This is a genomic window from Dyadobacter sp. 676, from assembly GCF_040448675.1.
Taxonomy (GTDB): domain Bacteria; phylum Bacteroidota; class Bacteroidia; order Cytophagales; family Spirosomataceae; genus Dyadobacter.
Genome location: NZ_CP159289.1, coordinates 5,163,706 through 5,188,970, shown reverse-complemented (window position 1 = coordinate 5,188,970; position 25,265 = coordinate 5,163,706). Strand labels below are relative to the sequence as shown.

The following is a 25,265-nucleotide window of genomic DNA, read 5'->3' as shown; positions in this document are numbered from 1 at the left end:
TATGGAAAAGGACCCGCAAAACTATCGTCCGCCCCGGTGGATCGACCGGCTGCTGACCGTCATTATAGCGCCGCATTTCCTGGAAGACATTCTGGGCGATCTGCACGAAGTATATGGCCGGCAGGTCGCGCGCGGCAGCCTGCGCAATGCGCGCATACGCTATCTGCTCGCCGCCGCGCGTTATGTGCGCCCCTACTTTATGAAACGCAAACCCCATACCTGTTCCCCCACTTACATTTTCAGTCCTGCCATGATCAGAAACTACCTTAAAATTTCGCTCCGGACGCTGGCCAAAAACAAGGCTTACAGCTTCATCAACATCACCGGGCTCGCCCTGGGTATGGCTGTGGCAATGCTCATCGGCTTGTGGATTTTCGACGAACTGTCGTTCGACCGCTATTTCAAAAACTTCGACCGCATTGCGCAGGTATCGCAGCACCAGACCTTCAACGGGCATGTAGGCACTCAAACGTCGGTACCGTTCCCTATCGGCGACGAGATTCGGAAAAACTACGGAGCAGACTACAAATACGTGGTGATGGCTTCCTGGACGAGCAAGCATATTCTAGCCGCCGGCGACCGGAAATTCAATAAAAACGGGGCATATTTCGAACCCGACGGGCCCGAAATGCTCAGCTTGCGCATGATACACGGCACGCGTGCGGGTTTGAAGGACCCCTATTCCATTATGCTGTCGGAATCCGTGGCAAAGGCATTTTTCGGCGACACCGATCCTGTCGACAAGACGATGAAAATCGATAACAACCTGAATGTGAAGGTAACCGGGGTTTATGAAGATCTACCACATAACACCTCTTTCCGGGAAATGTCGTTCATGCTGCCCTGGCAACTCATGATCATCGCCAGCCCCTGGTTGAAAACGATGGAAGATCCCTGGCGCCCCAATTCCTATCAGACATTCGTCCAACTCATCGATAACGCCGATATCGACCAGGCGACGGCGAGGCTCAGGGACATCAAGAAACGAAATATCAATAGGGAACAACTGAAATACAAGCCCGACGTGTTCCTGAACCCCATGAGCGACTGGCACCTTTATTCCGAATTCAAGGAGGGGCATCGCACGGGCGGACGCATCGAATTTGTGTGGCTGTTCGGTATTATCGGCGTGTTCGTGCTGATGCTGGCCTGTATCAATTTCATGAACCTGAGCACCGCGCGCTCCGAAAAGCGGGCAAAGGAAGTGGGCATCCGCAAGGCCGTCGGGTCAGTCCGTAACCAGCTGATTATCCAGTTTTTTTCAGAATCCTTTCTCGTTGCCGGCTTTGCGTTCGTCCTGTCCGTCGTGCTTGTGGCGCTGTTCCTGCCGTCATTCAACGAGGTCGCCGACAAGAAAATCGCCATGCCATGGACAGAACCCCGGTTCTGGCTGGCAGGTATCGGTTTCAGCATCATTACGGCTATTATCGCCGGCAGTTATCCGGCTTTATATTTATCGTCATTTCAACCGGTAAAAGTGCTGAAAGGAACTTTCCGCGCCGGCCGGTTTGCCGCGGTGCCCCGAAAAGTACTGGTTGTCGTTCAATTCGCGGTATCGATCATCCTCATTATCGGTACAGCGGTGGTTTTCAGGCAAATTCAGTTTGCCAAAAACCGGCCGGTGGGTTACAGCCGCGACGGGCTCATTTCCGTTACCCTGGCGACAGGCGATATCCATAAGCATTTCGAAGCCGTAAGGCATGAGCTGAAAAGCAGCGGCGCCATTGCCGAAATGGCCGTATCCGGTAGCCCCGCTACCGAAACGTGGTCATCGACCAGCGGTTTTGAATGGAAGGGCAAAGATCCCGAACAATCGGTGGATTTCCCGTTCGACGAGGTTTCCTATGAATACGGCAAAACCGTCGGGTGGCAATTCGTGCAAGGCCGCGATTTCTCTCGTGCATTCGCGACAGACTCAGTCGCGTTGGTTGTAAACGAAACCGCGGTTAAGTTCATGGGCTTACAAAACCCTGTCGACGAGCCGATTACCTGGTTCAAAAAACCCTACAAGATCATCGGCGTGATCAAAGACCTGGTCGTCAATTCACCTTATGCACCCGCGCAGCCTCAATTTTTCTGCCTTTCCCATGAATCGGGCAACCTGGTGAATATCCGTCTTAACCCCACTGCCGGTACTTCCGCGTCGATTGAAAAGATCAAAAATGTTTTCGAAAAATACGATCCCGGGTCGCCGTTCGAATATGAATTTGTAGATCAGCTGTACGCCCGGAAATTTTTCGATGAAGAACGAATTGGCAAGCTAACCACATTTTTCTCCGTTCTTGCGATCCTGATAAGCTGTCTCGGGCTGTTTGGCGTAGCCTCGTTCATCGCCGAGCAGAGAACGAAGGAAATCGGGGTAAGAAAAGTGCTCGGCGCGACGGTTATGAACGTATGGGGGCTGCTCTCGCGTGACTTCGTGCTTCTGGTTTGCATCGCATTCCTGATCGCCTCGCCCGGCGCATATTATTTCCTGGATGGCTGGTTGCAGAAATACGAATACCGCACAACAATTTCCTGGTAATTTTTCGCGCTCACCGGGCTCGGAACGCTGCTGATTACGCTATTCACGGTCAGTTTCCAGGCGATCAAAGCCGCTATGATGAACCCTGTCCGCAGCCTGCGCTCCGAGTAGCTGTTCGCAAATGTCGGTTCGATGCATGACTTACACTTCTAAACCATTCAGCTATGTCCGGTCCCCGCCCGCCACGCTGGGCAGCTTACCTGCTCGAAAAGTTTGTGAACCCGCGCTTTCTGGAAGACATCCAGGGAAACCTGGAAGAGCTCTTCGCGCGCCGCGTGCATGAGGCAGGCGCCACACGGGCACGATGCGAATATGCCCTTGCGGCGATCAGGCACCTGACTCCCTATTTTTTAAAAAGAACTCCTGACCCTTACCATTCCAGTCTCAACACCGGTATGCTGAAAAACCATTTTATATCCGCCTGGCGCCATTTCAGGAAAAACATACAGTTTACATTATTGAATGTCGTAGGACTGTCAACAGGATTGGTGTGTGCTTTGCTCATTTACCTCTGGGTGACCGACGAGCTGGCTTTCGACAAATTTCACGAAAAGGATTCGCGCCTTTATCAGTTAATGATCCATGAAAAAGGCGGCGACCGACTGGTAACATCCGAAGGTACAGGGGGAATTCTGAAAGAGTTCCTCCCGGCGGACATGCCCGAAGTGGAAATGGTGGTATGCACGACACCCGCTGCCTGGTTTCAGAAATTCAGTCTTTCACGGGAGAACACGACGGTCGGGGCGTCGGGGAATTTCGTCGGTCCGGATTATTTCCGGGCATTCTCATTCCCGTTGGTCCGGGGCAGCGCGCAATCCGCTCTGGCCGACAAAAATTCCGTTGTCATTTCGGAACAAATGGCCCGCCGCTTGTTCGGGTCGCCGCAGCAGGCCATGAACCGGCTCGTCGAATGGAAATGGCAGGCATTTTCCCGCAAATGTCAGGTAACCGGGGTGTTCCGCGACCTCCCCGCGAACTCGTCCGAGCAAGCCGACCTGCTGATACCGTTGAGTGCCTGGGACGAGATACTGCCGCAAAGCAATATGCCTAACACCGCCAGCGGGCCGTTTCATAACTATGTCGTTCTAAGACCGGACGCCGACGTGCATTTACTCGAACAAAAACTTGCCGGATACGCTAAAAAACGTTTCAACGATGCCAATTCGACATTGTTCCTGCGGAAATATTCCGACGGTTATCTGCACGGGAAGTACGAAAATGGCGCCCGGTCGGGCGGACGAATCGAATATGTCCGGCTTTTCAGTGCCATTGCCGCGTTTATCCTGCTGATCGCCTGTATTAATTTTATGAACCTGTCGACGGCGAAGGCATCGGTGAGGGTCAGGGAAGTGGGCGTCAAGAAAGCACTGGGAGCGAGCCGGCTAACGCTGATCTGCCAGTTCCTCGGCGAGTCGATCCTGATGAGCTTTATCACGCTGGTAATCGCGCTGGGCATCGTGTGGCTGTTGCTGCCGCGGTTTAACCTGATCACCGGCAAGCAACTCACCTTGCAGCCCGACACACAGCTCGTAGCCGCATTACTCGCTATGATGCTGGTCACCGGCCTGCTGGCGGGTAGTTATCCCGCACTGTACCTTTCCCGATTCAACCCGGCGCTTACTTTGAAAGGCAAACTAATGCATGTCGTAGGGGATTTATGGGTAAGAAAAGGACTTGTAGTGTTTCAGTTTGCGGTTTCGGTGATTTTCATCATTTCGGTGGTCGTTGTTTACAAGCAGATCGACTACGTGCAATCGAAAAATCCGGGCTACGAAAGGGCCAATATCGTGTATTTCGAAATGGAGGGACGCGCGGCGGCGCAACGCGATGCGTTCCTGGAACGGCTCAGAACACTGCCGGGCGTCGCGAATGCGTCGAGTATCCAGCAAAAAATCATATTACCCGCATTCCTGCCCGCAACGGGCGTGCGCTGGGACGGTAAAAACCAAAAAGACGAAATCCGGTTTTATCAAATGCCCGTCAACTACGGCCTTACCGAGACGCTTGGCATCCGGATGATTGCCGGCCGGAGTTTTTCGAAAGATTTCGGGTCCGATACGGCGTCCGTGGTGCTGAACGAAACGGCCATCCGCCGGATGGGTATTACCGATCCCGTCGGAAAGCAGATCATGATTGGCGGACGTGCGCGGAACATCGTCGGCGTAGCCCGGGACTTTCATTTCAATTCCTTTCATGAGGAAATCAAGCCATTCATTTTCAGGCTTTCACCTGACGAAACCATGCTGGCTACGGTTAAAATCCGACCCGGCGAAGTACCTGCCACGCTCGCGAAGATCCGGGCGTTTTACAGGGATTTTAACCCCGGTTATGCATTCGACTACCAGTTCCTGGACTACGACTATCAGGTCCAATACGCGTCGGAACAGCTTGTAGCGCAGCTTGCCCGTTATTTCGCGGCGCTGGCGATCCTGATATCCTGCCTCGGGCTGTTCGGCCTGGCCGCATTCACCGCCGAGCGACGTCGTAAAGAAATCGGTGTACGGAAAGTGCTGGGCGCTACCACGGGCAGCGTTGTAGCCATGCTCTCACGTGAGTTTTTAATGCTGGTTTCGGTTGCGATCGCCATAGCCTGTCCGCTGGCGTGGTGGCTCACAGAGCGATGGCTCGGTCAGTTTGCGTACCACATACAAACCGGTGCGGGCATTTTTGCGGGTGCCGCTCTTGCCATGACCGTCATTACCCTGGCCACGATCAGCTTCCAGTCTGTCCGCGCCGCGTTAGCCAACCCGACACAGTCTTTAAAATCGGAATAATTTGCCAATCCGAATGAATTGCACCGCATTCTGCCGCTGCCCGCGCTAATCGCCGGCAGTCTTCGCGAAGCATCGGGCCGACTGTGCGGGAAATGCCCGGCAGGCAATGCAGGCCGGTTATGCGCTTAATGAACCAAATCTGCGCTTCGCACGGTTTCCCCGGCAAGTTTCCCTGGAAGACATCGAAAAACGCTGATCATCGAAGTTTAGGTTCGATCCAGACGGCAGCCAGGCAAAGAACCAATGCGCCAAACCAAACCCAGCCGGGCAATTTCCGGCTGGCACCGGTAACGGCATTTTCCGATTTTTTCAATGTATTTTCCGGGGAGGATCGCATAAAATGCCGCAGTCGTGAAGCATACCGCAACGGTGAATAATCCTGTACGTACATTTCGGCGCTCAGTGAGTCGCCGAGCGCCACCCAACCCTCCTGCACGGGCAGCAATGAAGCCGAAGCCGAGCGGTCGTTCAAAGCCGAAACCATTGTAAAAACGGTATCACGGCCCACTGCCAGAAAGGGCGGAACGATGCCAAAATTGTTCAGGTGAATCGTTACGGGCACATTTTTGAAAACCGGCGCGTCCCAACGGACCGCGTTTACGGGCGCCGGGCGCACGTATGCGAGGATTTCATTCCAAACCTTCCCATATGTAATGCTATCGCCCGAAAGTTGCAAGGGGAATGTTTCGTTCAGCAAGCTTGCGGCTACTTTCCCGGTCGTTTTCCCGACCGCCACAGGGTAATGCGGCACATGCTGCATGAAATGCCCCGGCTCAAACCGGAAAGGCATTGCGGTAAGACCAATCGATACGGGCACTACGGCCTCATTGGAAATTTTGACGGCCTGAAATCGGGTTCCCAACGCATTGTTAATCGCATGAAGTCCGGCAACCGGATCACCCGATTGTATAAAAATCACACTCTTTCCTTCATTGACAACCTTCCTCACGACCGCATTTCTCGCATTCGACGTGTTGGTAATGATAATATCCGGTTCGGTTACCCGGTTGATATTCAGGCTGCTCCGTATATTTCTGGATAATGTGGCATCGTACTGCACCGAGTGTCCCTGCTTTCCAAGCCATGTGGCGAGGGTACGTGTTTCAAAATCGGGATGATCGAGGAGAAAACGAAAGGCGAGTTTCCGCTCGGGCTGCACGAAGAAGCGAAGCGTGTCGACTACCCGGTCATTTAAATGCAAGGTAATCGTCGTCCTTCCCTCGCCGAATGCCGGAAAGGCGAGCCGGAAACGATTGTTGCCCGGGTTCAACATTATGCTATCGAGCGTTTGATCGGCATACCGGATTAGCAACGGTTGTTTCCGGGAAGATTCGATACTGCCCTCCACCCGCTGTAAACCTCCTTTTTCCAACAAACCGTGCCACCAAAGGCCATGAAATTCGTCGGGAGCGAAATAGGGAAGCCATTGCGGGCCGGGGCCAATCCGCGACTGCCGGATGGCCGCAAAGACAGCCTCATCGAATGCCTGGCCCGCTATTACCAGCGTATCGACCTGCGCATTACGAACGTCTTCGGGAGAAAGTACGCGTGCGTCGGGAAGGCTGTCGCGAAGCCGGTCGAAAACATTTCGGGGAACATTTCCGCCGACCAGCAAGCCCTTTTCCGCTTCGCGAGCCGATTTGAAACAGGGGTCCAATATCCATGCCAAAACGACCAGCCAAAGGAACCCGTTCAATACCAGCCGGATAGCCATCCTGCTCGAATGCCGGTGCCGGATAACGAGCAAACCGCATTGCAGGGCCAGCAACGCGAGCATGGCGAAGATCAGCAACAAATTCAGAGGTTCCGTCCAGTTAAAATCGGTTTCGATCATTCGTTATTCAATTCTCCCAAAAACATTTAAATCAGCCTATCGCAAGGCCTTCCAGAATGCGGCTTCCAGCTTCTTCTCCGCTGCCCAGCCCGGCCGGCTTTTCAGTGTTCCGCCCGCCCGGCCATACAAACCGCGTTTCAGGACGACCGTCTCACGGGCAGTTAATTTATGGCCGCCCGTTAGTTTTTGCAGCGCCGCTATCATATCCCAGTTTTGCAAACCTCCATTGAAAGGACCGCTTTCTATCAGCCTTTGTGTCAACTCCATACCCAACCGGGCGAGCCGTCCCTGTTCGGCCCGGGAAAGCGTGCCTTTTTCGAGATAACCCAGCAATGCCGCGGCCAGGTCGGCCGTCTGTTTCGCGTCGAACCGCTTCGTGTAATCCCATTTCGACGCCATTTCCGTGAGCTCGCCGGTGAGTCGCTTTTCCCTTTCCTTAATCGGTGGCGGATCGTACCCGCTCTTTTTTACGTAGGTCCGTGCCTTTTGCTGCGCCGTTTTAAGGTATTCCAATGCCTTGTGTTCAAAAGGAAGCGCTTTTTCGGGTTGATAGGTGCGCAAATGCAGTTCCGATTGCCACATTTGTTCCAGGGCCATTTTAAGCAGGCTGCGGGTCGACTGCTCATAAAACGTATTTGTTTCCGCGTCGTCGTGGGAGTGGGTATATTGCTCCATCAGTGCCGTCAGCGGATCCTTTTCGCCGGGAGGTTTGTGCGCGTGCGTATGGGCATGTTCGCCTGCGGGTTCGCCCACGTGCGCCTCCGCTCCTTCGCCGTGCCCGTCGGAATGGTGCGTGAATGCGTCGATCACATTGCCGCCGTCCTCGGCAGCAGGATGATCGCCCCCGCCGATGCTGGTTTCAAATTCTTCTCCCAGGTATTGACCATAGCGCAGCCGCAGTACTTTCTGATCGAAGCCTATCTCATTGGAAGCCGCATTGAAATCCTTCGCTTTCAGCTTTTTCCGCTTGGCTATAAGCTTTTCCGTGTCGATAATGATCTGCCGCTGGCTCCTGAAATATTCGGGCATAATATTGACGGCCATCGTCGCCAGCTGGGCCTCTTCAACTTTTGCGGTATCTTTAAATACCACGAAATACGTGTCCGACTTGGTAAAATTCTCCTCCGGCTCCCGGTTATCGACCGCCGCCCAGTAGTAATACAGCTCGTCTCCGGGTGCGAAATCCAATGCATTCAGATCAATGGTTTTCTGAACACGGGCTTCCTTAAAGTTGGCCGGAACGAGCGGCATCCTCACCTCCCTGAACTTGACATTTTCTCCCGAACCCCGTGCCACGGTAGCGACAATAAACGCCTGCTTCACCCGAAAATCATCCGCTATGCTGGCCGAAACACGGATCGTTTTGGGATCACTCAAAAGATGATAACGGTACAATTCCTTCGAGGCCGGCTCGATGCGCGGCGCAAGGTCGGGCAGCGCTTCCATTTTGTAAAAATCCGACTGGTAAACCAGCGAGTCTTTCCAGTAAGCTCTGATGGCATACAAACCGGTGCCTGTAATAAGGTCTTTATGCGCAAAGCCGTCACGCGTTTTCTTCAAATTCACCTCTTCGCCACGACTGTTGGCAATGCGTACCGCCACTCCTTCCTCACGATCGAAACGGACCGTCCATTCCACCGCCGAGCCGATAACGGAGCTGATGTTCAGGTCGGACGACCGCCTTCCCGGCAGCCCTGTGTAGTCCGGCGGCGTTACTTCGACACTGGCAAAGCTGAATTTCGGAACGGTTATCCCCGCAGTTGGGCGCCGGACATGCCCTTGCGAAGTTCCCTTATCGGGCCCCTTACCCGTTTCCCGCCATGCAGACCATCCATAGTTAACGCCTGTTGCCAGCAGTAACACACCCAGATATGCCCCTATCCCGCTGTACACGCCACGGCGCGGAAACGATACTGGATTGGAGGCGATCCGTTCGAGTTGCATTTGCTCTACAATGTTCAGATCGGGCTTTTCGAGCAGGTCGAGGCTGTATTCCAGGCCCGGATTACTGCTGTGGATCAACGAAATCGCCATGCGCTTGCTGTCGGTAAATGCCTTTGCGGCAAATGTGCCGATCAACCAGCCAATGCCGCCAATAAACAATTGCAGCCACGGATGGCCGGTCAAAAAGGCCGCTGCCAACAGATAGAAAGCGCCCCCCCAGCAGAAAACATTTGAAAATGGCCAGCCACCGGAGATGGGTATTCACCGATCTGACAAGTTTTTTCAGATTAGCCATGGCTCCTTGATGGTTTACGGAGTGCCAGCAGGCGCTCGGCTATTAGCAAACCTAAAAACAGCAACAGCAGCCACGGCCGCAATGCCGCCTCACTCCCGGCATTCAGCGAAGGCACTTTTTCAAATAACGCATACAACTGACTGTTACTCAAACGACCGACATCCGGTTGCAAATTCAGGTCCCGCACCAATAACTCGCCGAGCCATTCCGGAAACCGCCCGCTCTCGACGAACCGGGAATCCGCCAATGTCAGCGAGTCGGGCAGGAAGATTACGGTAGCCGGGGCGTCCCACTTTGGAGCGGCTCCTGAAACGACATACTTTGTTCCCGCCCCGGCGTGCGTTACCGGCTTGTTGGTAAAGACCCAATCGTAATGCCTTGCCGGGTTGTTTTTATATTCTGTTTCAAACAAAAAGCCGTACACTCCGGCCAATGCGACCAATGCTGCTTCGATGGTCCGTCTTTCACCCGCATCCCCGTTTTCGAGCAGCACGCGAATCGCCTTTTTACGCGCAGGGTTATTTTCAAGGAGTGAAACTCTCTTTTTTCCGGAGGAATCGGCAACCGGAAATAGCTGGTATTCCCCCGGAATATAAATTTTCGGAAAATCGGCCAATGCGGGATCATTGCTGAAATAGAGCTTAAAATTTTTCCCGCTGCCGCCTGCCAACGCATTGATATTCTGCTGCAAATAAGTTAGCGGTGCGGGGACCGCCTGCATCGGGGAAATACCGGTCGCCTTTTCCGGCGCGGCTCCGAGCCAGTAAACCTTCTCCCCGGCGCGCCAGGCGTTTTCAAGTTCGAAACGGTAAGTACCCGTCACCAGCCGATCGGGCTGCACCAGATGGATCGTTTCCAGTCCGCCGGCGTTTTTGAACCATTCCAAAACGGGTTTGCTGATTATCAGCGCGAGCAGCGCCACAAGGAAGCAACGTAACACCATCAGCCACACTTCGTTCAAACGAAGACCGCGGTGCCGTAATGTAGTCGGGTCTCCCAGCCAGCGCATGGCAGCCCATTCGATGGTCCGGCCTCTCTTCTGGTGCCAGAAGTGGATTGCGACGGGTATCGCAACGGCCAGTATCCCCCAAAGCATATATGGTTGCAAGAATGTCATCAGCCTTTTCTCCGGGTTAAGAATGCCTTCAATACCTGTGCTATGGGCTCGCTCATGCGCGCACGGACCAGATGCACGTGCGGAATCTGTAATGCAGTTTTCAAATCCGCGAGGTAAGACCGCATCGATGCCCGGAACGCCGTTGCTGCCGACTCCGCGTCCAGTTCCAGCTCGCGGGCACTTTCCAGGTCGCGGAACCGGTAAAAACCTTTCAGGTCGAAATCGGTTTCCCGGTCGCCGAGCAATTGAAAAACGACGATCTCCCGGTAAGGCCCGGCCAGCGAACGTATCCAGGAAAGCCATTCGTCATCCGCTTGCAGGAAGTCGCTTACGAAAATCAACTGTTCCTTCTTTTTAGTCCGAAATTCAAACCCCTCTATCCCCTCCGTTGTCCAGGGGCCCTCCGCGGAGGCTTTTTCCAGGCCCACCAGGATCTTTTGAAATGCTTGTCTGGCCGACGACGCCGATCCCGCTCCGCTGATCGTTTCCACCTTTCCGGCTTTCAAACCGTACAAACTCATCTGGTCGTTCTGAATGTAACATAAATAAGCCAGCGATGCCAGCAGTATACAAGCGTATTGCAGTCTGCTGACCCCATTTTCAGTATAATTCATCGATCCCGACAGGTCCAGCACGAAGCGGATCTGCCGGTCGCTTTCGGTCGAGGACTCGCGTACAAGATGTTTGTTCGTTCTTGCAAAAAGTTTCCAATCAATGCGTTTGGGATCATCGCCGGGCTCGTAATGGCGGTATTGTTCGAACTCGATGCCTATACCCGAGCGCTTGCTGGAATGAATGCCCAGCATCAGCTCTTCGCTGACCAGTTTCCCGGTCAGTTGCAGGTTTTTCAGCTTGATCAGGCTGGAAGCCAGTAATCCGGTTGTTTTCTGCATTGGTTTGATAAATTGCCTGGTGCTAACGCATTATGCCCGACTGCATTCATTGGGACGGAGCCTGGATCGCATTTGTTACCATCTCTGATGCCTACGAGGGGCAGGGTGGTTCGCATTTCAGGCGAAACTGCCTGAAGTTACAACGCCGTCAACAACTCCTGAATGGCATGATCGCTGGTGATCCCTTCGGCTTCCGCCCGGAAATTCATGGCGATTCGGTGACGCAAAACAGGGTATGCCAGTGTACGGACGTCCTCTGGAACCACCGAAAATCGCTCGTGCAGCACCGCACGCGCCTTCGCGCATAACACAAGCGCCTGTCCCGCACGCGGGCCGGCGCCCCAGTCGCACCATTCACGCACAAATTCCGATGTGGTCGTTTCGGGCCTTGTGGACCGCACCAACTGATTGATTTGAACCAGCAATTCATCGGCGATGTGCACCTGCCGCGTCAATTTTTGCAGGTCAGCCACTTCGGAATCCGACAAAATACGGCCGATTTCGGGTTTGAAAATGCCCGTCGTGGTCTTCAGAACATCCAGCTCCTCCTCTTCGCTGGGATAGCTCAGTTTGATGTACAACAAAAAACGGTCGAGCTGCGCCTCGGGAAGCGGATAAGTACCTGCCTGCTCGATCGGGTTTTGCGTCGCGATGATCAGGAACGGATCAGGCAGCGGATAGTTTTCGCCACCATAAGTCACGCTTTTTTCCTGCATGGCTTCCAGCAATGCGGCCTGCGTTTTAGGCGGCGTCCGGTTGATCTCGTCGGCCAGTACCACATTCGCAAATACCGGTCCACGATTGAATTTGAAGAACTTCCTGCCGGTTTCGTGATCTTCTTCCAATATCTCCGTTCCCACAATATCGCCCGGCATCAGGTCGGGCGTAAATTGTATCCGGCGGAAGCTCATATGCAGCGCCTCGGACATCGTCTTGACCATCAGAGTCTTAGCCAGCCCCGGCACACCTTCCAGCAAACAATGCCCGGATGCCAGCAATGCGGTCAGGATTTCCTCGATGGCATCCTGCTGGCCAACGATAACTTTCGCGATCTCGGCTTTAAGTAATGGTAATTTTGCAACCAATGCGCGGTAATGAGAAGTTGTCGTCGAGTTTTCCAAATCTTGTAGTGTCAATAATATTAAATGGTTAGTAAATATTCCCACCTCCTTTTTCCTCCCTTTCCCGTCACCCCATCAACGCATACACCACAATATTCACCCCAAACCGTGTATTGTCTACCGCGAGGAACCGTTTGTTCCGAAAATCGTAATCCCATTCGCAGCCGTAATCCTTGTTGCTGTACAGGACGCCGATCTTGCCGTTGACAGTAATGGCTTTAAGATAATCGTGCACGAGATCGTCGCCCCATCCGTTCAGCTCGAAAGAAGTGGTCGGCGGACCGTCGTCGAATTTGAAAAAACTGTGGTAGACCGGGTGATTGTTTGGAATTTTCTGCAAGGCTTTCGGGCCGAATGTACGGGCCATTTCCTGCTCGAACGATTTGGCAAAAAGGCCGTCGATATCGTGGTTACAATCGTCCACGAATACGAAGCCGCCGTTTTGTACATACCGTTTAAAATGGTCCCGCTCCCGGGCCGAAAATTCCACCAATTTGTGCCCGCTCATGTAGCAGAACGGGCTTTTGAATATTTCGCTACTGCTCAATTGAACCACTTTTTCCTTCTCGTCGACCGGTATCGTGGTGTACTCGACCAGCGAATGCAGTAAATTGGACGGCATTCGCTGGTCGGTATCCCAGTTACCGGAGGTGTATTGGATTCTGGTGAAGAAAAAAGGTTTCAATACTAAACTGCGTCAGATAACGATGAGAATGTGAACTCCCGGATTTTCATCGGCGGGATCAGATAATTACTGTTGCTTTCGGTGCTCACCACGCGCTCGGGTTTACCGAGCGTTTCGAGGTTGTTGAGCATGATCACCGGACTCTCATTAAAACGGAAGTTTTTGATCGGATGTTTGATGACCCCGTTTTCAATGTAAAAAGTACCGTCGCGCGTGAGGCCCGTAAGCAGGAGCGTCTGCGGATCGACCTCCCGGATGTACCAGAGCTTGGTGACCAGGATTCCACGCTGCGTGGATTTGATCAGCTCTTCCATGGTCGCCGTACCGCCCGCCATAATCAGGTTCGTCGGGAATGGCACCGGTTTTACATTATTCTTTTGCGCCCAATACCGCGAATAAACCAGGTTTTTGACGACTCCTTTCTCGATCCAGCTGACCTTGTTGGCTGCCTGCCCATCCCCCGCCCACGGCGACGCCGGCAAGTCCGGGTGTGTCGGGTCCGAATAGATATTCACCCGCTCATCGACGATCTTTTCGTTCAGCTTGCTTTTCCCACCCGCCTTACTCAGGAAAGAGCGGCCCTCGTCCGCGCTCCGGGCGTCGAGGTTGAAGAATATGTTTTCCAAAAGGACGGCTGCGGCAGTCGGTTCGAGGATTACCGTGTATTTGCCGGGCTCCAATGCTTTGGCATCGATAGAACCTTTGGATTTTTGAATAGCGATTTTAGTCGCGGCCGCCGTATCCAGCTTGGTTACATCGCTATATCCTTTTGCTACATAACCAGAGCCTTTACCGTCCGGCGTGCGCACTGTGAGCGAGAAATTGACGCTCGTGCTCGGATAATAGGCAAAAAGCCCTTTGGAATTCATCATAGCCGAATAGCCTTTCTGGTTCTCGAGAAAACCGGCGGCAGTCATGTTTTGGCTGCGCGTGAGTTCCAGGCTTTTAGCCACGGCATCCGCACGGTAGGCGGGATCGATAGCGGCCGTAGATTCGAAGAAACCATTCGATTTCAAATAAGTCTGGGGTTCCAAAATGCCCACGTACTCCGGGTTTTCCGGAGCCAGTCGGGCCAGTTCTTCCGACCTTCTGACCACCTTTTCAATCGATTCATCGCTGAATTCATCGATTGTCGCAACGCCGACTTTTTTACCAAATGCGGATTGTACCTGCAAATTCTGGTTGATCAGCGAACCGCTGGTCGATACTTCGTTTCGGGCATAGCGCAGATTCCCCCGCTCCTCGCCCAGGATATTTACCTCACATTCATCGGCTTTTGAATAGCCCAGCACTTTCTGACAAAGCGCCTTTGCTTCTGCTTCTGTTAGTATGATGGACATTTGAATGATTGAATGATTGAATGATTGAATGATCGAATGACTGAATGATTGAATGAGCCGCCGTGGAACGGGGAATGAGTGAATGAAATGTCAAGTATAGTCAAGTGTGTTCAGGGGTTGAATCTTGACAATTTCACGACCACATCTGACTCAATGACGATTATTCAATCATTCAGTCATTGCACCGGCGACCCGGTCAATCATTAGATTTTCCTAGCGGTGTTAATAACGTTCACCCCGTTAAAGCGTGCCGTCGAACTGCCGTGCGATACGGCGCTGGATTGCATGGGTTGCCCTTTGCCGTCGAAAAACGAACCACCGAGGCGGTAGTCGCGCTCGTCGCACACCTGCACGCACGAGTTCCAGAATTCCTGGGTATTCGATTGATAGGCCACATCTTTCAGCATGCCGACGATCTTCCCGTCTTTGATTTCGTAAAACAGTTGACCGCCAAACTGAAAGTTGTAACGCTGCTGATCGATCGAGAACGAGCCGTCGCCGATAATGTAAATGCCCTTTTTGACGTCCTTGATCATCTCTTCCACCGACAACGGCGTTTTACCCGCCGCCAGCGACACATTCGGCATGCGCTGGAACTGCACCGAGCTCCAACTGTCGGCGTAGCAGCAGCCATGCGACTCCTTTTCACCAATGATATGTGCCTGGTCGCGGATCGCCTGGTAGTTTACAAGAATGCCATCCTTCACAAGATCCCATTGTTTGGTATTGACCCCTTCATCGTCCCAGCCGACGGCTCCGAGCGAGCCCGTCTGCAATTTGTCGGCCACCAGCGTCACCTGCTTGCTGCCATACTGGAAGTTTTTAGACTTCCATTTATCGAGCGTGGCGAAGGACGTTCCTGCAAAGTTGGCCTCGTAACCCAGCACCCGGTCGAGTTCCAGGGGATGCCCTACCGATTCGTGGATCGTCAGCCATAAATGCGAGGGATCGAGGATCAGGTCGTATTTACCCGCTTCTACGGATTTCGCGGTCAACTTTTCCTTCGCTTGCCGAGAGGCAGCAGCGGCGTCTTCGAGCATGTCGTACCCTTTATTGTAACGGGTCGTAACGCCGGCGACTTTATCGGCGGGATTTGTCTGCAGATAGTCGTAACCCATTCCCATTGGCGCACTCAGCGAGCGGCGCGTTTCAAACTTGCCTGTTTTGGGATCAATGGCCGTCACATTGAAAAGCGGCCAGATACGGTGAATATCCTGATCGATGTAGGAGCCGTCGGTAGAAGCGAAATATTTCTGTTCATTCACCTGAAACAGGACCGAATTCACATAGTTGGCACCGTTTTTCATGGCGGCGTCGTTCACCGAAAGCAGCAGATCCACCTTTTCTTTAATAGGTACTTCAAATGCGTTCTTCCTTATCGGCGCCTTCCAGGTTACTTCTCCAAAACCTTTTTGCGGTGCAAGCTGCACGGGCTCCTTCATAAGCTTTGCATTGGCCTTGGCGATCGCAACTGCCTCTTCTGCCGCTTTCGCCAGCTGCGCTTCGCTCTTGGCATCCACGACGGCAGCGAAACCCCAGCAACCATTGGCAATTACCCGCACGCCGACGCCGTAAGATTCGGTATTGACGATATTTTCGACCTTGTCTTCCCGGGTTGTGACGTATTGATTGAGGTATCGCCCGATGCGTACATCAGCGTACGACGCTCCCTTGGATCTGGCCGCATTGAGGGCCGCGTCGGCGAGCCGCTTTTTGACGGCCACGTCGGCGCCCGGCACCAGAAATACCTCCGGCGAAACCGGTCGGCCGGTAGCAAAGCCCGGCAACATGAACGCTCCCGTCCCGAGCCCGGCGATTTGAATAAAATCTCGTCGTTTCAAAGTGTAGATGTTTAGCTAATAGAATTGATTAGGTGAGTCGAAAAAGTGCAATTCATAAGTTAATGAATGGCTGCACTAGTTTCAACTCACCTGTTATGGATGGCAGGATATTAGTTTAAATGGATTACGTTTACCGCTAAACAGCGTCGGAAAGGCTGGTAAACGTAAAATCGCGGATTTTCAGCGGCGGGATCAGGCTGCCATTCGTGCGCACCGGTTTCCCGATAGCCTCCACATTGTTGAGCATGATCACCGGACTTTCGTTGAACCGGAAATTCTTGACGGGGTATTTGATCTGCCCGTTTTCGATATAGAAAGTGCCGTCACGCGTGAGACCTGTGAAGAGCAGGGTTTGCGGGTCGACGCTGCGGATGTACCAGAAGCGCGTCACGAGAATCCCCTTGTCGGTTCCCTTAATAAGGTCCGCCAGTGATTCGTTACCTCCCTCGAAAATGATGCCTCCCGGGGATGGAATGGCTTTCAGCCCTTTTTTATCCGCCCAGAACCGCGAGTAATACATATTTTTGACCACACCTTTCTCAAACCATGTCACCTTTTCCTGCGGCCGCCCGTCGCTGGCAAACGGGGAGCCCGGCACTTCGGGATGGGTCGGGTCTGAATGGATGGTCACGCGCTCGTCGAGCAGTTTTTCGCCCAGGCGGGTCTCTCCGCCTTTTTTACTGAGAAAACTGCGGCCTTCGTCGGCATTACGGCCGTCCATGCTGCGCATCATATTCAGTACCAGGTCATGGGCCGCGGTTGGTTCAAGGATCACGGTATATTTCCCCGGTTCCAGTGCCTTCGCATTCACGGAAGCGAGCGCTTTTTGCATAGCGATTTCGGTGGCAGTAGCGGTGTTCAGCTTTGATACGTCGTTGTAATCGCGTGCCGCATATCCCGAACCCGTTCCATCGGCTGTGCGCACGGTCACGGAAAAATCGACAGATGTGGATTTATTATAGGCAAAAAGACCCTTGCTGTTTCCCAGCGCAGAAAAACCGCTGTTGTCCTCCATGTATCCGGCGGCGGTAAGGTTCTTTTTTACACAGGGATCGATGCTGCCAAAAGCCGCTTTTGCGCGGTATTCGGCATCGATGCCTGCTGTACTGTCGGCGAATGCTTTGGTTTCGAGGTATTGCTGCGGGCCGAGCATAGGCATATACTCCGGATTCTCCGGTGCCAGTTTCGCGATTTCCTCGGCGCGACGGACAGTTTTTTCCAGCGACGCGTCATCGAATTCATTAATGGTAGCCGTCCCCGATTTTTTACCGTAAACCGCAGTAACGGAAAGGGCCAGATCGGTAGTTTCACCGCTGGTCGATACCGAATTACGTGCGTAGCGGATATTACCGGTACGAACGCCGGTCAGCGAAGCACTGATCTCGTCAGCCTTCGAAAACGCCAGCACTTTATCTATAATTTTCCTTGCTTCTTCTTTCGTTAAAATAGCCATGTTGTTAAGAGTTTGGAGTTGAGGGCGGGACGGTAATGAGTGAATGAGTGAATTTTGAATGATTGAATGATTGAATGATTGAATGATTGAATGATATTTTCATTTAAGAAGCTCGCTCGTCCACATTCGGGGATAGCTTAATATTCATTGAGCTTTCGCTGTTCTACAAAATGACTATTCATGACCACTCCTGATCTTCATGACTAAATATTAACACACTCCCATTCGACGGCGGCTCACTCATTCGGTCATTCAGTCATTCCCCGTTCCACCGCGGCTCATTCACTCATTCAAAATTCACTCATTCAAACCTCATTCACCCCCTATATCTTCCTCCCTGTATTGATAACGTTCACTCCATTAAACCGTGTCGTGGGACAGCCGTGGGATACGGCGCTGATTTGGGCGGGCTGGCCCTTGCCGTCGAAAAACGAACCGAATGTGCGGTAATCGTCCTGGTCGCAAAGTTGCACGCACGAGTTCCAGAATTCCTGCGTATTCGATTGGTAGGCCACGTCGTCGAGCATGCCCGTAATCTCCCCGTTTTTTATCTCATAGAAAACCTGACCGCCAAACTGAAAGTTATACCGCTGCTGATCGATAGAATAAGAACCCCTGCCGATAATGTAAATCCCTTTCTCAACCCCTTTTATCATATCGAGCGCACTGCGTTTTTCGGTTCCGGGTTTCAGGCTGATATTCGGCATACGCTGGAATTGCACCGAACTCCAATTATCAGCATAGCAGCAGCCATGCGACTCTTTTTCACCCAGGATCTGCACCTGGTCGCGGGTTGCCTGGTAGTTTACCAGGATGCCGTCCCGGATAATATCCCATTCCTTGCAGGGCACGCCTTCGTCGTCGTAACCCACGGCGCCCAGCGTCCGCGGCTGCGTTTTGTCGGCCACGATATTGACCAGCTTGCTACCATAATTGAAGCTCTTCGTTTTCCATTTGTCGAGCGTAGCGAAGCTGGTACCGGCGTAGTTAGCCTCGTAGCCCAGCACCCGATCGAGTTCCGTAGGATGCCCTACCGACTCATGAATGGTAAGGCCGAGGTGGTTAGGATCCAGCACGAGGTCGTACTTACCGGGTACAACCGACCGGGCGGTCACTTTTTCTTTCGCTTGCTTCGCGGCCATAATGGCATCCTCCACCATATCGTAGGAATTGCGGTAGCCTACCAGACCATTCGGGCCGGCGATCTTTTCACCTGCCAGGCCATCGAGGTACTCGTAACCCATCCCCATCGGCGAACTGATTGCATCGCGGGTTTTGAATTTGCCCGAAGCCTTGTCGGTAACCGTTACCGTAAATGTCGGCCAGATGCGATGAATATCCTGGTCGATGAACGAGCCGTCGGTTGAAGCGAAATATTTCTGTTCGTTAATGAAGAAAAGGCTGGATGTGACAAAACTGGCGCCGGTGTCCATAGCTGCACCATTAACCTTCATCAGTAAATCTATTTTTTCCCTTACCGGAACTTCAAATGCATTTTTGGTAAGCGGTGTTTTCCATGTTTTGTCTCCTACCCCCTTTTGCGGCGCGAGCACGACGGGCTCTTTCTGGAACTTGGAGTTGGCCCGGGCAATGGCCACAGCCGTGGCGGCACATCTGGCAATGCCGTCGGGAGTCACGTCGCTGGTGGCCGAAAATCCCCATGTGCCGTCGGCGATTACCCGGATGCCAATGCCATACGATTCGGCATTAACGATATTCTGGACCTGTTTTTCCCGGGTAAAAAGGTATTGTTGCAAATAGCGGCCGATGCGGACGTCGGTGTAAGTGGCGCCTTTGTCGCGCGCGGCATTTAGGGCGGTTTCGGCCAGTTTTTTCTTCGTTACGGCATCCAGCCACGGGCCGAGCAGCTGCTCTTCGGCCACGGGATCCCCGACTACGGGAACTTGCGGGAGCATCATCGCGCCCAGGCCAAGGCCCGACATCTGCATGAAGTGTCTTCGTTTCATTGTTAAGGTTTAGCCTTCCGGCAGTAGATGAAGGAATAATCGCATTGAATCTCCAATGTAATCAATATATCCTCAACAAATATTCGTGTGGCAATTTTTTTGCGCTAAAATACGGAGCGCCGGAAACCTCGAGGTTACCGGCGCTCGCCCATTTCGTTAAATCAACATCTAGTATAAACGTGAAACCATCAACGTCCGCAACTGTTGCTCGTCCCACGGCTTGTTGACATAGCTGTGAAAGTATCCCTTTCCTGCTGCCCAACGAAATTCGTCCGTATAGGCATTGCCCGTAAGCAGCACACGCATACTGGCAGGATATTGATCGGAAGCCAGTTTGAGGAATTCCAGCCCTGTCATCTGCGGCATCTGATGATCGGCAAAAATGACGTCGATTGGATGTTCGCCGAGGATTCTCAGCCCTTCTTCGGTCGATTTGGCCAGGTAAATCTTGGCATCCCTCCGGAACGTCGCTTTAAAGGAATTCAGATTATTAATTTCATGGTCAACATAAAGGATGCTCATAGTTATCAGATCGATCGGGGGTTACTACAAAGCAAATTTATGAATTAACTCATTCAACCGGAACTACGTCCCGGACCGTTAAAACAATTGACCTTATCTTACAAATTCCCCAAAGTACCGCATTCTGCGCCCCCGCAACAAAAACCGGCTCAATTCCAGCACCTTAACAACAAAAAACCGATAGAACAGCAGATTTTCTTTGGTTTAAAATATTAAAAAATAATTAAAACATTCGCTTACATATCCTTATAACGGGCTTTCAAAATGTTCATCATATGGACATTTACATCCCATTGGCTCACAAGCGGCATGCAGGTGTAAGGCATCGCAGGCATGTAGGGGGCGGGACCGAACTCGGTGGTAATGGTAAGCGGCGTTCCGTTTCGAGCGTGGAGGGCTGCCACGCGGTCCCACCAGCCCAGGTGGGCGTTCAGCACTTCCTCCCATTCGGGCGCGCGCGGGTCGTTTACCTGCGGCCCCTCGGGATGGCCTACGCGGCTGTGAATGTGGTCGGTACGGGAAATAGCCATATCGACCTCTTCGGGCAGATCGGCGAGCAGCGATTCGTGGACGCTGCACCAGTGCGAAATATCGAGGGCTATGCGAAGACCAGGGTCGGCTTGCAGGTAACCCATGGCCACATGGGCTGCGAAGAGGCATTTGCCGCGATGTGTTTCATGGATGATGGGAATACCCGACTCGGCGGAGAGCCTCGCGGCAAGCGCGAAAAGTCGTTGGTTCCGGGCTGTATCGAAGTAGTCCTTGCCTGTCTGGCAATTGATCAGCACCGGCCTGGCGTCGATCAGGTTCCGCAGGTATTTTTCATAGCTGGCGGCGTGTTCATCGATATTTTTTTCGAACGACTGCCAGTACTGTCCGATCAACTGCAGGCCATGACCCGCCAAAGTATCGAGTATGGTCTGCTTTTCAGCCGTTTCGAAGGGAAGCGCCATTTCGACACCATCATAGCCGGCGGCTTTTACATTCGAACAAAAGGTGTCAAAAGGCAATGTGTTGCCCCATTCGGGGGCATAGAAACGGATGGTCATCGTCGGCGATCAGCTTTTTTGCAATAGTTTTTCAATTTCTTCCAAAGACCTTCCTTTGGTCTCGGGTACGCTGTTCCGGATGAACAGGAAGTAGATCAGACAAATACCCGCATGGATCAAAAAGGTAACGGGTATGCCGAAATACTGATTCATGACGGGGAACAGCGCGGTTGTAAAGAAATTGGCGATCCACAATGCAAGGGTCGCTACGGCCATCGCATTTCCGCGGATGCGGTTCGGAAATATTTCCGACAACGCCACCCAGGTAACAGGCCCGAGCGTGGCCGAATAGACGCCGATGAACAGCAACACGAAAACCAGCACCCAGATACCCGACCATTGCAGGTAAAACGCTGCCGACAATGCGATCGCGTCGACGAACAGCAGGAACGCACCGTATTGCAACAGTTTTTTCCTCCCCGCCTTGTCGATGGTGCCTATGGCGAAAAAGGTGAATACAAAATTGGTGACACCGATAATAATAGATTGCAAAAAGGCCGAATCCTGCGCCATACCCGCCTTTTTAAAAAGCTCCGGCGCGTAGGAAAAGATGGAGTTCTGTCCAACGATCTGCGAAAATACGGCGATCATAATGCCTATAAACACGATGTGCCATACTTCTTTCCGGAAGAGATCGGACACCCTGACGTTTGTTTTATCAGCGAAGCTCTGTTCGATCTGTTCCTGTTCGGCCAGCGCGTAATCCAGCCCGCCGACGCGTTCGAGGACGATATGCGCCTCAAATTCCCGGCCAGCGCGGATCAGCCAGCGGGGACTTTCGGAAGCCGTAAAAAGACTGAAATAGAACAGCAATGCCGGAATGGACTGGGACGAAAACATCCAGCGCCAGTTGTCCTCGACATTCAGCAAGAGATAATTGGAAAGATAGGCGAGCAGGATTCCGACTACAATGGACAGCTGGTAAAACGAAACCGTGGTGCCACGCATGGGTGCGGGCGAGATTTCGGCCAGATATATGGGACATACCAGCGCCGCCGCGCCGACTGCGACTCCGCTGAGCATGCGAAAACCGATAAACATCGGAAAGTTCTCGGCCCAGCCTGTGCCTCCGCCGGTTACGGCAAAAAGGATCGCGCAGATCATCAGCATTTTTTTGCGCCCCAGCCGTTCGCAAAGCCACCCGCCAAGAACCGCCCCGATGGCCGCCCCGAGGTTGATACACCCCACCGCCCAGCCAGTTTCGAACTCGTTGAGCCCGAAATGTGCCTGAAAGAATGCAACCGTGCCGGAAATGATTACGAGATCGAATCCGAACAATATCCCCCCCCAGTGCCGCGATGGCGCTGAGCAGGTAGACGTAACCTTTGTTGATCTGAACGGGACCGGACTGCCAGTCGGAGGAGAACGTACCGGCGGTGTGTGCCATAGTGCGCGAGTTATTTTAATGAAACATCTGCTTCTTTACTTAGAAAATCAGCCTCCGATTCCGCCAGGCCCGCAGTATCCCAGGTCAGCAGGGCCTCGTCGGGAACGATGTCGATCGGCGTAATGCTCGATGAGGACGGAGACGATTCGTTGTGACCGACGTTCGTCGAACGGTTGTAGCAGGAAATCAGCGACCAGCGGGGGCGGTCCGAGACGTTTGCTTCGGAACGGTGGAGGATATTGCTATGAAAAAACAATGCGTCGCCGGCGTTCAGCTCTACAAATACGTGTTCCATCGTTTTCAGCGCGAGGTCCACGTAGCGCTGCGACGCCCCTACCTGTTCACCCGAAAAGCCGTGCTCTACCCTGCCCATTTTGTGGGACCCCTTAATGACCTGTAAACAGCCATTTTCCACATTCGCTTCGGTTATGGCGATCATGACCGACATCATCTGGTCGGGATAGAGAAATTCATTTTTATACCAGTAACCATAATCCTGATGCCACTCCCATGCCCCGCCCACGCGTGGCTCTTTCTGCATGAGCTTGGAATGGTAATGGCACACCGAATGCCCTGTGTCGCCGGGCTGCCGTTCCATCAGCTGATCTACCGCACCCACGAGCGTCCTGCCGCGCGTCAACAGGCCGTAAACATCGTCGCCGGGCTTGTACCATAGCGAGAGCTTGCTGCGCTTGCCGGTGCTGTCGTTGACGTTGATCGCGTGTTTGCTGATCGCCGCGTCATCGATAGCGATGCGATACAGGCGGGACACCTCCTGCTGGTCGTAAAATCCACGGACGATCAGATAGCCGTCCCGGTTGTACTGTTCAATTTGTGCGCGGGTCAATTGTTGCTTTGCCATAGTGACGGGAATAGGAATAGTACTTTAACATCACAAAATTCATTTATTCCGGGAAATAAACGAATGAAGGATTTTGTCCAAAACATGGATTATTTTACCTTTATTTCACATTGTCCATCATCAAAAACACACATTATGCGCAAAAGCCGGGGCTTCGAAGGCGAACTGATTATCGAAATACCCAAAGTAGCCACTTCACATTGCGAACAGCTGCCGCTGATCGCCCAATTGTTCATCGCGAGAATGGGCTATTATCCCAAGGCCATGCACCACTATTACCAGCGCCCCAACGGCATTTCGCAAGCCATTTTACTCTATTGCAGCGACGGCCAGGGATGGGTGGAGACCGGCGGGAACGTCGTGCAGGTGCGGGCGGGCGAAATATTCGTCCTGCCGATGGATGTCCCTCATTCTTACGGCGCCGACGCGAAAAATCCGTGGAGCATTTACTGGATGCACCTCGGCGGCAGCCATTGCGACGCAGCAGCCGCGGCGGTTATGGAACGCGGCGGCGAGCCGGCACGCGCAGTCCAGGTAGGCTTTTCCGAGGAACGGAATGCCCTCTTTACCCACATCGCACGGACATTGCTGAAAGGGTATAGCGCCTCCAACCTTCTGCAAGCCAACCTGGCGCTCCCGCATTACCTCTCGTCGTTTATCGCACCGGAACATTTCGGCTCTCAGAAACAGTCGGTACGGGATGCCAGTCCTACGGAAAAGGCGATCCTTTACATGCAGGAAAATCTCTCGAATAGCCTTACGCTGGATAATATTGCCCGTTCGGTAAATTTATCGGGTTCATTTTTTTCCAGGAAATTCAAAAAGGATACCGGTTATGCGCCGATCGAGTATTTCAATTACCTCCGCATTCAGAAAGCTTGCCAGCTGCTGCATTTCGGCGCAATGCGTGTCAATGAAGTCGCCTCGGCGATCGGAATCGACGATCCTTTCTATTTTTCGAGGCTTTTCAAACAGCAAATGGGTATACCGCCGGCGCACTACCGAAAAAATAAGGGCATATACGGACAGTAAAATTTCCGGCCGGAAGCATTATTATGCATATTTAGACCTAATCTATCATAGTCGGACATGTTCAAAAAAATCCTGCTGGCCCTGCTGGCCGTTCTTATCGCCATTCAGTTTATCCGTCCCGAAAAAAACTTCTCCGATGACCAGTCTCTGGACATTTCCACCAAATACGACGTCCCGGCCGATGTAAAGCACATTCTGTCGGTGGCTTGCAACGACTGCCACAGCAATAAAACCGTGTATCCATGGTATTACAACATCCAGCCTGTTGCGTGGTGGATGAACGAGCATATCGAAGACGGCAAAAGGCATCTGAACTTTTCGACCTTCGCCGGATTGTCGATCGCCCGGCAGAACCACAAGCTGGAAGAGACCGTGGAAATGGTCGAAGACGATGCTATGCCCCTCGGGTCGTATACCGCATTGGGTATGCATCCCGAAGCCAGGCTCTCCACCGCCCAGCGCCAACGGCTTATCGAATGGGCGAAGGCCCAAATGGATACGCTGAAAGCCCGATACCCTGCCGACAGCCTGATCATGCCTAAAAGGAATCCTGCCGGGGGTAACAGCTAGCCGGGTCCCCAATTGAAGAGCGGCAGTACTACCGGCCCGGATGGTACTGCCGCTG

The 25,265-nt window shown here is 52.9% G+C and carries 17 protein-coding genes and 1 pseudogene; 4 read left to right on the top strand and 14 right to left on the bottom strand.

Annotated features, from left to right (window positions below; translation table 11 throughout):
- Window position 1 precedes the first annotated feature (1 nt).
- A pseudogene (locus ABV298_RS23040) lies at window positions 2-2,635 on the top strand (ABC transporter permease).
- Between the two features lie 53 nt (window positions 2,636-2,688).
- A complete protein-coding gene (locus ABV298_RS23035; RefSeq protein WP_353718506.1) occupies window positions 2,689-5,298 on the top strand; it encodes an ABC transporter permease in 2,610 nt (869 codons plus the stop codon).
- Between the two features lie 196 nt (window positions 5,299-5,494).
- On the opposite strand, the gene ABV298_RS23030 is transcribed toward ABV298_RS23035, so the two are convergent.
- The 14 genes from ABV298_RS23030 to ABV298_RS22965 all read right to left on the bottom strand — a co-directional run bounded on the left by ABV298_RS23030 (window position 5,495) and on the right by ABV298_RS22965 (window position 23,608).
- Window positions 5,495-7,132 (bottom strand): hypothetical protein, encoded by a 1,638-nt coding sequence (locus ABV298_RS23030; protein ID WP_353718505.1) that lies wholly within the window; start codon window positions 7,130-7,132, stop codon window positions 5,495-5,497.
- 36 nt (window positions 7,133-7,168) lie between these two features.
- Window positions 7,169-9,274, bottom strand: a complete 2,106-nt coding sequence (locus tag ABV298_RS23025; RefSeq protein WP_353718504.1) for a hypothetical protein — start codon at window positions 9,272-9,274, stop codon at window positions 7,169-7,171.
- 89 nt (window positions 9,275-9,363) lie between these two features.
- The gene (locus ABV298_RS23020) at window positions 9,364-10,488 is read right to left on the bottom strand and encodes a BatA domain-containing protein (RefSeq protein WP_353718503.1); all 1,125 of its coding nucleotides are present in this window, start codon (window positions 10,486-10,488) and stop codon (window positions 9,364-9,366) included.
- Window positions 10,488-11,381: a DUF58 domain-containing protein gene (locus ABV298_RS23015; RefSeq protein ID WP_353718502.1), complete on the bottom strand. Its 894-nt coding sequence runs from the start codon at window positions 11,379-11,381 to the stop codon at window positions 10,488-10,490. Before ABV298_RS23015 ends, ABV298_RS23020 begins: the two co-directional genes overlap by 1 nt.
- 137 nt (window positions 11,382-11,518) lie before the next feature.
- Window positions 11,519-12,517 (bottom strand): MoxR family ATPase, encoded by a 999-nt coding sequence (locus ABV298_RS23010; RefSeq protein ID WP_353718501.1) that lies wholly within the window; start codon window positions 12,515-12,517, stop codon window positions 11,519-11,521.
- A gap of 52 nt (window positions 12,518-12,569) precedes the next feature.
- Window positions 12,570-13,187, bottom strand: coding sequence for a DUF4159 domain-containing protein (locus ABV298_RS23005; protein WP_353718500.1), 618 nt, complete (start codon window positions 13,185-13,187; stop codon window positions 12,570-12,572).
- Between the two features lie 2 nt (window positions 13,188-13,189).
- Complete coding sequence (locus ABV298_RS23000; RefSeq protein ID WP_353718499.1) at window positions 13,190-14,527, bottom strand: TldD/PmbA family protein; 1,338 nt, start codon at window positions 14,525-14,527, stop codon at window positions 13,190-13,192.
- A 203-nt stretch (window positions 14,528-14,730) separates the two neighbouring features.
- Window positions 14,731-16,368, bottom strand: coding sequence for a TldD/PmbA family protein (locus ABV298_RS22995; protein WP_353718498.1), 1,638 nt, complete (start codon window positions 16,366-16,368; stop codon window positions 14,731-14,733).
- Between the two features lie 136 nt (window positions 16,369-16,504).
- Entirely contained in the window at window positions 16,505-17,821 is a 1,317-nt protein-coding gene (locus ABV298_RS22990) for a TldD/PmbA family protein (RefSeq protein WP_353718497.1), read from the bottom strand.
- Between the two features lie 323 nt (window positions 17,822-18,144).
- Window positions 18,145-19,788, bottom strand: a complete 1,644-nt coding sequence (locus ABV298_RS22985; RefSeq protein WP_353718496.1) for a TldD/PmbA family protein — start codon at window positions 19,786-19,788, stop codon at window positions 18,145-18,147.
- Window positions 19,789-19,956: 168 nt separating this feature from the next.
- Window positions 19,957-20,310, bottom strand: a complete 354-nt coding sequence (locus ABV298_RS22980) for a response regulator (RefSeq protein WP_353718495.1) — start codon at window positions 20,308-20,310, stop codon at window positions 19,957-19,959.
- A 236-nt stretch (window positions 20,311-20,546) separates the two neighbouring features.
- Complete coding sequence (locus ABV298_RS22975; RefSeq protein ID WP_353718494.1) at window positions 20,547-21,359, bottom strand: sugar phosphate isomerase/epimerase; 813 nt, start codon at window positions 21,357-21,359, stop codon at window positions 20,547-20,549.
- Between the two features lie 9 nt (window positions 21,360-21,368).
- On the bottom strand, window positions 21,369-22,637 hold the full coding sequence (locus tag ABV298_RS22970; protein WP_353718493.1) for a sugar porter family MFS transporter: 1,269 nt from the start codon (window positions 22,635-22,637) through the stop codon (window positions 21,369-21,371).
- Window positions 22,638-22,756: 119 nt separating this feature from the next.
- A complete protein-coding gene (locus ABV298_RS22965; RefSeq protein ID WP_353718492.1) occupies window positions 22,757-23,608 on the bottom strand; it encodes a phytanoyl-CoA dioxygenase family protein in 852 nt (283 codons plus the stop codon).
- A 135-nt stretch (window positions 23,609-23,743) separates the two neighbouring features.
- On the opposite strand from ABV298_RS22965, the gene ABV298_RS22960 reads away from it, so the two are divergent.
- Complete coding sequence (locus ABV298_RS22960; protein WP_353718491.1) at window positions 23,744-24,640, top strand: AraC family transcriptional regulator; 897 nt, start codon at window positions 23,744-23,746, stop codon at window positions 24,638-24,640.
- A gap of 57 nt (window positions 24,641-24,697) precedes the next feature.
- Window positions 24,698-25,210 (top strand): heme-binding domain-containing protein, encoded by a 513-nt coding sequence (locus tag ABV298_RS22955; protein WP_353718490.1) that lies wholly within the window; start codon window positions 24,698-24,700, stop codon window positions 25,208-25,210.
- The last annotated feature ends 55 nt before the right edge of the window (window positions 25,211-25,265 follow it).

Coding starts and splice junctions, on each gene's coding strand:
- ABV298_RS22975 (WP_353718494.1), bottom strand. CDS start 21,359: ATGACCATCCGTTTCTATGCCCCCGAATGGGGCAACACATTGCCTTTT.
- ABV298_RS22985 (WP_353718496.1), bottom strand. CDS start 19,788: ATGAAACGAAGACACTTCATGCAGATGTCGGGCCTTGGCCTGGGCGCG.
- ABV298_RS23030 (WP_353718505.1), bottom strand. CDS start 7,132: ATGATCGAAACCGATTTTAACTGGACGGAACCTCTGAATTTGTTGCTG.
- ABV298_RS22960 (WP_353718491.1), top strand. CDS start 23,744: ATGCGCAAAAGCCGGGGCTTCGAAGGCGAACTGATTATCGAAATACCC.
- ABV298_RS23020 (WP_353718503.1), bottom strand. CDS start 10,488: ATGACATTCTTGCAACCATATATGCTTTGGGGGATACTGGCCGTTGCG.
- ABV298_RS23015 (WP_353718502.1), bottom strand. CDS start 11,381: ATGCAGAAAACAACCGGATTACTGGCTTCCAGCCTGATCAAGCTGAAA.
- ABV298_RS22980 (WP_353718495.1), bottom strand. CDS start 20,310: ATGAGCATCCTTTATGTTGACCATGAAATTAATAATCTGAATTCCTTT.
- ABV298_RS22955 (WP_353718490.1), top strand. CDS start 24,698: ATGTTCAAAAAAATCCTGCTGGCCCTGCTGGCCGTTCTTATCGCCATT.
- ABV298_RS22990 (WP_353718497.1), bottom strand. CDS start 17,821: ATGGCTATTTTAACGAAAGAAGAAGCAAGGAAAATTATAGATAAAGTG.
- ABV298_RS23035 (WP_353718506.1), top strand. CDS start 2,689: ATGTCCGGTCCCCGCCCGCCACGCTGGGCAGCTTACCTGCTCGAAAAG.
- ABV298_RS22965 (WP_353718492.1), bottom strand. CDS start 23,608: ATGGCAAAGCAACAATTGACCCGCGCACAAATTGAACAGTACAACCGG.
- ABV298_RS23000 (WP_353718499.1), bottom strand. CDS start 14,527: ATGTCCATCATACTAACAGAAGCAGAAGCAAAGGCGCTTTGTCAGAAA.